The sequence below is a fragment of the Nostoc sp. C117 genome, from assembly GCF_043099735.1.
GTDB lineage: Bacteria > Cyanobacteriota > Cyanobacteriia > Cyanobacteriales > Nostocaceae > Nostoc.
The window spans coordinates 136543-147500 of record NZ_CP170991.1; the positions used below are offsets into that span (position 1 = coordinate 136543).

Here is a 10958-nt window from a genome sequence, read left to right on the forward strand (position 1 = left end):
TTTTAGAAAAAAGTTTAAAATTCTTAATTTTTAGTAAACATAGTTTATTAATCAATTTGGTAAAAAAGTGCTTTCAACTGTAAAGTAGCGATGCCTACGGCGGCAAGCTACGCACCTATTACACCCTAAAATTCCCAAATGCGTAGCCGTAAGGCTTGTCTTCAGACATCGCACTTCTGTATCTTACTAATTTATAGAATTGCTAAAAGATAGTACAGATGCTTCTACTAAATGCGGATGGTGGTGTTGCCAAAAACTCAAAATCTCTTCACCAACCTGTTGAGGATAGAAGTAGTGAAAAAAATGATATCCTTCTGGGCATTCCCAGAGCTTATCTTCTGGCTTCAACCAATTTAACCAGTCATGCAATACAGTTGAGTTGACTACCGGATCAGTCTTGCTATCACACACCATCATTGGCATAGAAACTCCACCTTTGGGTAAATAAGCCAACTTAAATAAAGAGTGTGACGAGGGAGATTGTTCTAAATCTTTATCTAAGGCGGCTACTAACTTTTTAGTGGTATGAGGTGGTTGATTTCCAAATAGACTGCGAACAGTAGTTGCTAAAACTAGCTCACGGCTGATATTAAAAAGTTGTCGTTGAAAGTAATAGTGAGCTTGCCAATTGTTTGCCGGTTGAGCAGCTACAGCCAGCAGAGTTAGCGATCGCACTTTTTCGGGAAATCGCCGCGCAAAGCTTAAGGCGATCGCACCACTTATCCCATGACCGGCTAAATGCACGGGGCGATCGCAGCATTCTAAAAATTCATACTCATCAAAAGTGGAAGCAGCAATTCTCATTTTGAAATAAATAGGGTATTAATCGCCATTTTGAAATTGAAAACGTAGCATAAAATAATTAGTTTTTCAGGGAAAGGCGACACCGAACAGATCGCCGCAGACATCACTTAAAAAATTGGCTTCATTAATTAAGTATAAATACTCATGTATTATGGAAATTGCCTGAAACCGAAGGGTAAATCCAGGAAAATAGTTCTGTTTTTAGAATATAGAACTCAATTAAAATAACAATTTATAATAGTTGTCGAGCTTTGGTAAAATTAGTGAATTGAAAAATATTAATTAATCAAACTACTCTAAGATGATTCCAAAGGTGGCAACTCTAGAGATTCCTGAATTAATGCAATTTTTACGGTCATCATTACATGACATACCCGATGAGAGAAAGCCCGGAAATAATACCAGATATCAGGTAGAAGATGCAGTGATGGCTGCCTTTTCAGTCTTTTTTACTCAATCACCCTCGTTTTTAGATCATCAACGTTTGATGAAAAGCAATAAGGGGAAAGATAATGCTGAAAGTTTATTTTCAATTGAGACAATTCCGGGTGATAGTCAAATAAGGAATTTGCTAGACCCAGTTCCATCTGCTACGATATTTAAGTCTTTTCAAAAAGTCTATGAATGGTTAAATAGAAATGGAGTTTTGAAAAAGTTTCTCTACTTGGATGGAGAAATTTTAATAGCAATAGAAGTTACAGAATATTTTTCATCTAAAAAAATTAATTGTCCTTATTGTAATTGCCGTAATCATCGAAACGGAACTACAACTTATTTTCATGGCTGTGTCACACCTATTGTGGTTTCTCCTAATCAAAAACAAGTGATTAATTTAGAACCAGAATTTATTAAAAAACAAGATGGGCATCAAAAAGAAGATTGTGAAAATGCGGCTGTTAAAAGATGGTTGAATAAGAATCATCAAAATAAATATGGTTATCCTGTAACCCTTTTAGGGGATGACTTGTATTCTCGCCAACCTGTTTGTACCTTGGTGCTACAACAAGGTTATAATTTTATTTTTGTTTGTCTGGAAACGTCACATAAAACTTTATATGAATGGCTAGAATTTTTAGAAAAAAGTGGAGAAGTTACAACTGTTGAAAAGAAACAATGGGATGGCCGAAAAAATCTAATTTATCGTTATCGTTATGCTTCTAGAGTTCCTTTACGAAATGGAGACTCAAGTCTCGAAGCTAATTGGTGCGAAGTGACTGTTATTAATGAGAAAACACAGAAAATTATCTACAGAAATAATTGGATAACTAATCAAGTGTTGCCGGTTTGAGTACCGTAAAATAGACCAATTTTTTTCGACATGTTGACACCTAATATATAGTTTGACGATTCTCTTTTGGAGACATTGGGCGATCGCAATGATTTACGCAAGGATAGCTATTTGCCTTGTACGTAAGCTTTAGACAAGTTCGTGGAACTCAGAAAAATCAACACTTAATGAATATCTATATCAATAAATCTGAAAATATCTTACCAGACTTATTAAGAATTTTTTTTTATTTGTTAAGAGTAAACTTTTGTAAAGTACTTCAGGAAACAAACTGAAAACTAGATGAGGCAATCCCAAACCCTTGCGATCGCTTCACTGCGTTTGGAATAACATTGTGTAATTAATTCTGTCCGACTACTTAAATATCTGCTAGTTGCGTAAGTCCTATATATATCAACACAAACTAAGTGCCTTACGATCGCCTCACAAAAGATTCCCCATGATTACTGATTTCAAAAATCACATCGGTAAAGGAAACTAGAGGGAGTAAGTTTTGTGTGCATTTATGAAATTAATCCAAATACTAAAAGTAGCTGTAATTCCTGTTTTAACTCTATTGAGCTTGTTCTCTGCATCAAATAAAGCACTAGCTGACTATTTAACTAGTCAGGGTTCAGGAGGTAATTCCCGTTACGAATTATGGTCTACCGATGATAATAATCATTACTATTTGAAAATCTGGTCATCTGAAGCAAGTCCAAACAGTGAACCATACTACACAAGTAGAGCATTCACCTCTACTAGAGAAGCTTTAATTTATTTTGATTGCAAATACGCTGGTAAGGATTTACCTGAATGCCCGAATGTTCAATAATAATTTTTAACCCTTCTCAAAGAATCCTGGGAGGGTTAGCCATAGGAATTATATTTAATTTGTGAAAATTCGCGGTGTCCAGATCCCCGACTTGTTTAAGAAGTCGGGGATCTAATTTTCACGAATAATTTATAAATATAAATTACCTATATTTTTGGTCAATTTTTAATATTTTAAGTAAACTACAGAGGCAAATGTGAAACCCTACTTTCCTTCCGATAGTTAGGCGAGCGATCAAGATAATTCGTAATTCATAATTAAAAAATTCAATTACGAATTACGAATTACGAATTACGAATTACCAATTACACTTCGGCGGGTTGATATTCTTGTTGTCTTTCCACAAACGACTGGACGCGAGTGCGGTAGTTTCTCACAGTCTCATCTACCCATTCGCGATCGTTACTATTGGCATATAAATGCACTAGTGGTTCACTGGCATCTGGTAAAACTAACAGCCAACTGTCATCATAGGGTTGACAAATTTTCACTCCATCGATTAATTCTAGGTTTTGGGCTGGGTGAGTTTCCACCAAGTAGCGCATCAAAGCACCCTTAGCTGTCCACGGGCAGCGTATTGTATAAGTTTTGTGAATTACACGGGGCAATTCCGATCGCGCCGCAGCAAGCGATCGCTCCTGTATCGTTAACATCTCAATGATCTTGGCAATGCAGAACATAGAATCAAATCCCGGATGCAGTTGCGGGAAAATAAAACCAGTTTCTCCACTACCTCCCAACACCACATTTGGATTTGTCTGACACGCCTCCATCAAGGCTGTAGGGTTGGCTTTGGTGCGAATCACTCTGCCATCGTGGCGGCGGGCGACTTGTTCAATAGCACTAGAAGCATGAACTGGGACTACTACTGTACCTCTGGGGTTAGCAGTTAATATCATGTCTACCATCAGTGCTGTTAAGATTTCCCCACGAATTGCGTAACCTGATTCATCAACTAAAATTAGCTGTTCGCCATTCGCCGATACTTGCACACCAAAGTTAGCTTTTAATGCTTCCACTACATGACCTAACTGAGTCAGCAGTCCTTCGCGATCGGTTATTGACATGGCAGTTTTATTGACACTGGCATTCAACACCACCGCATCAGCACCAAATTTATCTAACATTTGGGGTAAAACTGCCCCCGATACAGCATAAACATAGTCAATTACGACCTTTGCGCGACTATTGCGGAGTGTATGAACATGTAAAAGTTTCTCAAAAGCAGTGCAGTAGCGGTCAATGACTTGGCTGGGGTAAGATACATCACCAATTTCATGAATTAGCGCCCGCCGCATATCTTCCTTAAAATAAGCCCCTTCAATTTTCTTTTCTAGGGCTTTGGAGATATTAATGCCCTTTGCATCCATGAATTCAATCAAAATGTAGTCAGGGCGATCTGGGTGTACGCGCACATGGATACCACCAGCTACCGCCATTGTCGGTATAACTGTACGGGCGATGGGAATCGCTGTAGCATCGAGGTTTTGAATATCAACGCCTACTGACATTAAACCCGCAATGAGCGATCGCGTCACCATCCGAGAGACATTACGCTGGTCGCGGGAAACCGTTACCTTAGAACTAGGTTTTAAAGTAGAACCATAAGCAGCTCCCAATTTCACAGCGAATTCTGGGGTGATGTCAATATTCGCTAATCCTTGGACTCCACGTTGACCAAATAAATTTCGCTGGGCGATATTTCCCCAAATCAAATTAATGTTTAAAACTGCACCTGACTCAATCTTTTTACTCGGCCAAACACGGACGCCAGGGCTAATTTGAGCTTCTTCTCCCACCGTAGAAAGCGAACCGACAACAGCAGCTTCTAATACATGAGCCCGGCGATCTACACGAGTGCCACGGGAAATTACACAGGCAGAAAGGTGTGCTTCCTCGCCAATAAATGCCCCATTCCAAACTATGGGACGTTTGAGATTAGCATCAGCGCCAATGGTGACATTATCGCCAATTACGGTTCCTGCCTCAATTTGGACTCTTGCACCGATACGGCAGTTGTCACCAATCACAGCTGGTGTTTCAATCACAGCCGTTTGGTCGATAAAAGTATTTTGACCTACCCACAATTCATGGGAAACTTCTCTGTAGGCAAAATCCAGTTGCACTTTCCGATCTAAAGCGTCATACTGTGCCTCCCGATAAGCATCTAAGTGACCGACATCGCACCAGTAACCTTGAGCAATGTAACCATACATTGGCTCATCTTTTGCTAGTAGTAAGGGGAATAAGTCTTTAGAAAAGTCACATTCAGTGTTGGCTGGGAGATATTCCAAAACTTCTGGTTCGAGAATGTAAGTACCAGTATTGACGGTATCGGAAAAAATTTCACTACTAGAGGGTTTTTCTAAAAATCGCCGAATTCGCCCTTCTTCATCAGTAATTACCACCCCAAATTCAATCGGGTTGGGAACTCTGGTTAAAATCAAAGTAGCTTTTGACTTTTTTTGTTTATGAAATGCGATCGCTGCCGTTAGGTCAAAATCTGTTATGCTATCGCCGCTAATGACTAGAAAGGTTTCATCCAGAAGTTCAGCAATATTTTTCACGCAACCCGCTGTACCCAAAGGCTGATCTTCTTCGACAGCATAAGTCATTTGGACGCCAAAATCGCCACCATCTTGAAAATAGTCTCGCAAGACATCCGGTAAATAATGCAATGTTGCAATAACTTCTGTAATGTGATGTCTTTTGAGGAGATTGATAATATGTTCGGCAATTGGTCGATTTAAGATAGGTACCATCGGTTTGGGCAAATCGCAAGTTAACGGGCGAAGCCGCGTTCCCGAACCACCTGCCATCAGTACTGCACGCATAAATTCTCCTTAACTCTTACAGTCTTTGCTGCTAGAAAACGTCTCTGATATATTTTGTTCTTCTTTCTCTAGTCTCCTATGGATATTGATATTTGAGGAACTTCCACAAGACGCATCTACGGATAAAGTATATTTACTCATTACACCAAGTTTATAAGATCCAAGAAAATGATTAATCTCAAATTGGGGAGTTGAAATTATGACTCAAGCTTTACGCAAACTACTTACATTCGATGATTTTGTTGCCCAATATTCCGAAAACCCACACAAACACTATGAATTATATGATGGAATAATAGTCGAAATGCCACCACCTACTGGCGACTATGAAAAGATTGTAGGATTTTTAGTTGGAGAAATAGTTGCAGAATATAAACGTTTAAAACTGCCTTATTTTATTCCTAAGAGCTGATTCGTAAATAAAATCTAAAGAGAACAGAGCCTTGTTTTACTCAGACTATAAGCTAAATCAATAACATTTACGTTATTGTTGATGAGCCGTCTACCCGCAATTGAGAACCAAGAGCGCAAACCCTACCCAAGTGATTTAAGCGATGCCGAATGGTTAATTCTCAAGCCTCTTTTACCCAGACCCAAGGGATTTGGGCATCCGGTAAAAGTAGATGTGCAACTCTGTAAGCATTTTGGGTTCCTTTAACAACCCCATAGTGTTCATAATCTCTATCCTTCTCATCTTTACAGAGGTACACAACTAAATCATTAGGACGTATTACATTGCCTTTCTTGTCACAAATATCAGGCTCTCTATCCAGAAGTATTATTAGCTGTGAAACTCGTGCTACTTGGATATCTATAATTTTCAGCAAAGGGTCTGACCACTTTTAGTTGTAATCATTGACACACTTTTGGATTTCTTGATATTTCTGTATTACCCAGTTCTGATGTTTTTGCAATCTGTGAACTACTTAGAAATGCCAATCAGTATTAACCGTATCAAAGTTTCTATCAAATTCTATTTCTAGAATTTCAGCAATAGTTTCACAAGTTTCAATAATACTTTGGTCTTTTGTATGTCTGCATATTTGACTAATTTCATAGCATATAGGGCAGCCTTACACACCCAAGATCCAAAACGGGTTTTATATCTAGCAGTGTCCAGTGATATTTACGAGTGGTTTTTTATAAGTCCATTTATTCAGGGACTCGTTGAGCAAAACCAACTTCTGTTGTTGATTTACAATATTGATAGGGAGGTAATTCAACAATGGTTAGCATCAATGAATACCGACGACATATCCAAAACCTGCTAACAGAACGCGCCAAACTCGTCTGGGACGATCGCATCCAAGCCCAAACTATTTTCGATACCGAAGGCGACCACTACCAACTAGTCTACGTTGGTTGGCGCGGCTAAAACCGACTGTACGGCACAGTCCTTCACCTCGATATCATCGATGGTAAAATTTGGATTCAACAAGATGGCATCGAAGTTGGAATTGCAAACCAGTTGGTTGAACTCGGTGTACCCAAGGAAGACATTGTTTTAGGCATTGATCCTCCAAAAATGCGACATTACACCGGGTTTGCAGTAGGATGATCCGCCTCATTATATTTAAAGTACAATCCTCATACTTAAATCCAACCACTTTGATTGAGTAATTGGCGCACTACTAGAAATATAATCCACACCCGTTTCCGCGACAACGTGAATCGTCTCCAAAGTCACATTCCCCGAAGCTTCAATTTTCACCCGGCTATCCTGCTGACGAATCAACTGCACCGCCTCACGCATCATATCCAAAGACATGTTGTCCAACATAATAATGTCAGCGTTGTGGTGCAAAGCTTCTTTCACCTGCTCTAAACTTTCCGTCTCCACCTCTATAGTCAATGGATAAGGAATCTGAGAACGAATACGGCTAACAGCTTCTCCAATTCCCCCAGCCGCCGCAATGTGATTATCCTTAATCATCACCGCATCATCCAACCCCATACGGTGATTAATCGCTCCACCCAAAGCAGTCGCGTACTTTTCCAAAAGCCTCAGCCCTGGTGTTGTTTTACGCGTATCCACCAACCGAACTGGTAAATCAGCAATTTTCTCTACATATATATTAGTGAGCGTCGCAATCCCACTCAACCGCATAACCAAGTTGAGAGCAACCCGTTCCCCCATCAGCAACGCATCCAGCGAACCCTGAATCTCAGCTACTATCTGTCCCGGCTCACATTTTGCACCTTCAACCGTCACAGCTACAAAGCTCACCTTTTCATTCAAAAGCTGAAACACCCTAGCTGCAACTGGTAAGCCAGCAATTATTCCTGGAGCCTTAGCTATCCACTTGGCTGTTCCTGCTCTGACACCTTCCACTAATAGACTATTTGTAGTGCGATCGCCCCGGCCAATATCCTCCAACAACCAGCCACGCAACAGTGGATCTAAAACTAGCCAGGGTGGCAAAACACCAGAATTACTCACAACTTTATTGCTTCCTTAGTAACTTCCACGAATACTATAGCCTAAAACCCTTACTCTCTAAGGCTTATAGCAGACGAAGAAACACTCCCAAAAAATATTTTGGAAAAGTAGTTGACAGGTTAAAGGAGGTTCGCTATATTGAATAAGTGCCTGAAGCCGAGCGAAAAGAAGCGACGCTGCAAGGAACACCGAACCTTGAAAATATTATAGTTTGAAAGCCATTATACAACAAGTGGTTAGCGTCAAGAAAATAAAATAACTAAGCTGAAGTTAAAAAAGAGCAGCTATAGAGCTAAAAACAAACAAACCAAAACGGAGAGTTTGATCCTGGCTCAGGATGAACGCTGGCGGTATGCTTAACACATGCAAGTCGAACGGGCTCTTCGGAGCTAGTGGCGGACGGGTGAGTAACGCGTGAGAATCTGGCTTCAGGTCTGGGACAACCACTGGAAACGGTGGCTAATACCGGATGTGCCGAGAGGTGAAAGGCTTGCTGCCTGAAGATGAGCTCGCGTCTGATTAGCTAGTAGGTGTGGTAAGAGCGCACCTAGGCGACGATCAGTAGCTGGTCTGAGAGGATGATCAGCCACACTGGGACTGAGACACGGCCCAGACTCCTACGGGAGGCAGCAGTGGGGAATTTTCCGCAATGGGCGAAAGCCTGACGGAGCAATACCGCGTGAGGGAGGAAGGCTCTTGGGTTGTAAACCTCTTTTCTCAGGGAAGAACACAATGACGGTACCTGAGGAATAAGCATCGGCTAACTCCGTGCCAGCAGCCGCGGTAATACGGAGGATGCAAGCGTTATCCGGAATGATTGGGCGTAAAGCGTCCGCAGGTGGCTGTGTAAGTCTGCTGTTAAAGAGCAAGGCTCAACCTTGTAAAGGCAGTGGAAACTACACGGCTAGAGTGCGTTCGGGGCAGAGGGAATTCCTGGTGTAGCGGTGAAATGCGTAGAGATCAGGAAGAACACCGGTGGCGAAGGCGCTCTGCTAGGCCGCAACTGACACTGAGGGACGAAAGCTAGGGGAGCGAATGGGATTAGATACCCCAGTAGTCCTAGCCGTAAACGATGGATACTAGGCGTGGCTTGTATCGACCCGAGCCGTGCCGTAGCTAACGCGTTAAGTATCCCGCCTGGGGAGTACGCACGCAAGTGTGAAACTCAAAGGAATTGACGGGGGCCCGCACAAGCGGTGGAGTATGTGGTTTAATTCGATGCAACGCGAAGAACCTTACCAAGGCTTGACATGTCGCGAATCTTGATGAAAGTTAAGAGTGCCTTCGGGAGCGCGAACACAGGTGGTGCATGGCTGTCGTCAGCTCGTGTCGTGAGATGTTGGGTTAAGTCCCGCAACGAGCGCAACCCTCGTTTTTAGTTGCCAGCACTTCGGGTGGGCACTCTAGAGAGACTGCCGGTGACAAACCGGAGGAAGGTGGGGATGACGTCAAGTCAGCATGCCCCTTACGCCTTGGGCTACACACGTACTACAATGCTACGGACAGAGGGCAGCAAGCATGCGAATGCAAGCTAATCCCGTAAACCGTAGCTCAGTTCAGATCGCAGGCTGCAACTCGCCTGCGTGAAGGAGGAATCGCTAGTAATTGCAGGTCAGCATACTGCAGTGAATTCGTTCCCGGGCCTTGTACACACCGCCCGTCACACCATGGAAGCTGGTAGTGCCCGAAGTCATTACTCCAACCTTTCGGGGGGAGGATGCCTAAGGCAGGACTGGTGACTGGGGTGAAGTCGTAACAAGGTAGCCGTACCGGAAGGTGTGGCTGGATCACCTCCTTTTTAGGGAGACCTACACCCCTCAAATATCGAAAACAAACAGTGAATAGATATTGAGATGGTCTAACCTAGGTCGGTCGCTTCTTACTTGTTGAAAACTTTCAAACTATGATTTGGTTCGATATGGGCTATTAGCTCAGGTGGTTAGAGCGCACCCCTGATAAGGGTGAGGTCCCTGGTTCGAGTCCAGGATGGCCCACCTGAAAGTAATTAGTAATTTCTAATTTGTAATTCGTAATTAACTACGAATTAAGAACTAAGAATTACAAATTATGATTTGGGGGTTTAGCTCAGTTGGTAGAGCGCCTGCTTTGCAAGCAGGATGTCAGCGGTTCGAGTCCGCTAACCTCCACCTGTGGCAACTGCCAAAAAAGTCTAAAACAGAGAATAAAATTCAGCAACATGACTAATTAGTAGTCAGACTGCTGGGTTAGAACTCAGCCAGAACCTTGAAAACTGCATAGTAACGCGAAAAAAGCAGGCAGACACAGGCATTCTTTATGGATGTTGAGTGAATGCAAATGTAGCAAAAGAGAAAGTGGTCAAGCTAATAAGGGCTTACGGTGGATACCTAGGCACACAGAGGCGACGAAGGACGTGGTTACCGACGAAATGCTCCGGGGAGTTGGAAGCAAACAGAGATCCGGAGATGTCCGAATGGGGCAACCCTATGTACTACCTGCTGAATATATAGGCAGGAAAGAGCCAACCCAGCGAATTGAAACATCTTAGTAGCTGGAGGAAGAGAAATCAAACAGAGATTCCCTAAGTAGTGGTGAGCGAACGGGGAAGAGCCTAAACCAAGAGGTTTACTTCTTGGGGTAGTGGGACAGCAATATCGAATCTAGCGGTTAGATGAAGCAGCTAAATACTGCACCAGAGAAGGTGAAAGTCCTGTAATCGAAAACTTAAGGATAGTAGCTGAATCCCGAGTAGCATGGGGCACGAGGAATCCCATGTGAATCAGCGAGGACCATCTCGTA

General features: G+C 42.3%; 5 protein-coding genes, 2 tRNA genes, 2 rRNA genes and 4 pseudogenes (1 of these 13 running past the window's edge). 10 read left to right on the plus strand and 3 right to left on the minus strand.

Annotation, left to right across the window (positions count from 1 at the left end; all coding sequences use genetic code 11):
- Nucleotides 1–186: 186 nt before the first annotated feature.
- Complete coding sequence (locus tag ACFG4S_RS02350; RefSeq protein ID WP_392533289.1) at nt 187–804, minus strand: alpha/beta fold hydrolase; 618 nt, start codon at nt 802–804, stop codon at nt 187–189.
- A 301-nt stretch (nt 805–1105) separates the two neighbouring features.
- Between ACFG4S_RS02350 and ACFG4S_RS02355 the strand changes: the two are divergent.
- Together ACFG4S_RS02355 and ACFG4S_RS02360 are read left to right on the plus strand one after the other, a co-directional pair.
- Nucleotides 1106–2074, plus strand: a pseudogene (locus tag ACFG4S_RS02355) (ISNCY family transposase); the annotation flags it as partial.
- A gap of 523 nt (nt 2075–2597) precedes the next feature.
- Nucleotides 2598–2906 carry a hypothetical protein gene (locus ACFG4S_RS02360; protein WP_392533290.1) on the plus strand — a complete coding sequence of 103 codons (309 nt, stop codon included), beginning with the start codon at nt 2598–2600 and terminating at the stop codon, nt 2904–2906.
- 305 nt (nt 2907–3211) lie between these two features.
- Here the strand turns inward: ACFG4S_RS02360 and ACFG4S_RS02365 are convergent, their stop codons facing one another.
- Entirely contained in the window at nt 3212–5740 is a 2529-nt protein-coding gene (locus ACFG4S_RS02365) for a sugar phosphate nucleotidyltransferase (protein WP_392533291.1), read from the minus strand.
- A 199-nt stretch (nt 5741–5939) separates the two neighbouring features.
- Here ACFG4S_RS02365 and ACFG4S_RS02370 point away from each other — a divergent pair.
- From ACFG4S_RS02370 to ACFG4S_RS02385, 4 genes and pseudogenes are all read left to right on the plus strand, one after another.
- Nucleotides 5940–6149, plus strand: a pseudogene (locus ACFG4S_RS02370) (Uma2 family endonuclease); the annotation flags it as partial.
- An 84-nt stretch (nt 6150–6233) separates the two neighbouring features.
- Nucleotides 6234–6365 (plus strand): annotated as a pseudogene (locus ACFG4S_RS02375) (IS5/IS1182 family transposase); the annotation flags it as partial.
- Between the two features lie 406 nt (nt 6366–6771).
- Entirely contained in the window at nt 6772–7011 is a 240-nt protein-coding gene (locus ACFG4S_RS02380; RefSeq protein ID WP_392533292.1) for an element excision factor XisH family protein, read from the plus strand.
- Nucleotides 6966–7298: pseudogene (locus ACFG4S_RS02385) on the plus strand (XisI protein). The gene ACFG4S_RS02380 and the pseudogene ACFG4S_RS02385 overlap by 46 nt, the downstream one beginning before the upstream one ends.
- A 15-nt stretch (nt 7299–7313) precedes the next feature.
- Here ACFG4S_RS02385 and nadC read toward each other — a convergent pair.
- Nucleotides 7314–8180, minus strand: a complete 867-nt coding sequence (gene nadC / locus ACFG4S_RS02390; RefSeq protein ID WP_392533293.1) for a carboxylating nicotinate-nucleotide diphosphorylase — start codon at nt 8178–8180, stop codon at nt 7314–7316.
- Between the two features lie 309 nt (nt 8181–8489).
- Between nadC and ACFG4S_RS02395 the strand changes: the two genes are divergently transcribed.
- The 4 genes from ACFG4S_RS02395 to ACFG4S_RS02410 form a co-directional block, all read left to right on the plus strand.
- A 16S ribosomal RNA gene (locus ACFG4S_RS02395) occupies nt 8490–9978 on the plus strand.
- A gap of 122 nt (nt 9979–10100) precedes the next feature.
- Nucleotides 10101–10174: transfer RNA gene (locus ACFG4S_RS02400), tRNA-Ile, on the plus strand.
- Nucleotides 10175–10254: 80 nt separating this feature from the next.
- Nucleotides 10255–10327: transfer RNA gene (locus tag ACFG4S_RS02405), tRNA-Ala, on the plus strand.
- A 188-nt stretch (nt 10328–10515) separates the two neighbouring features.
- Nucleotides 10516–10958, plus strand: a 23S ribosomal RNA gene (locus tag ACFG4S_RS02410); it runs 2383 nt beyond the window's last position.
- The 16S and 23S rRNA genes sit together here with 2 tRNA genes alongside, the layout of an rRNA operon.

Bases quoted from the DNA above. Each gene is read 5' to 3' on its own strand.
- ACFG4S_RS02350 (WP_392533289.1), bottom strand. From the start codon at position 804: ATGAGAATTGCTGCTTCCACTTTTGATGAGTATGAATTTTTAGAATGC.
- ACFG4S_RS02360 (WP_392533290.1), top strand. From the start codon at position 2,598: ATGAAATTAATCCAAATACTAAAAGTAGCTGTAATTCCTGTTTTAACT.
- ACFG4S_RS02365 (WP_392533291.1), bottom strand. From the start codon at position 5,740: ATGCGTGCAGTACTGATGGCAGGTGGTTCGGGAACGCGGCTTCGCCCG.
- ACFG4S_RS02380 (WP_392533292.1), top strand. From the start codon at position 6,772: ATGTCTGCATATTTGACTAATTTCATAGCATATAGGGCAGCCTTACAC.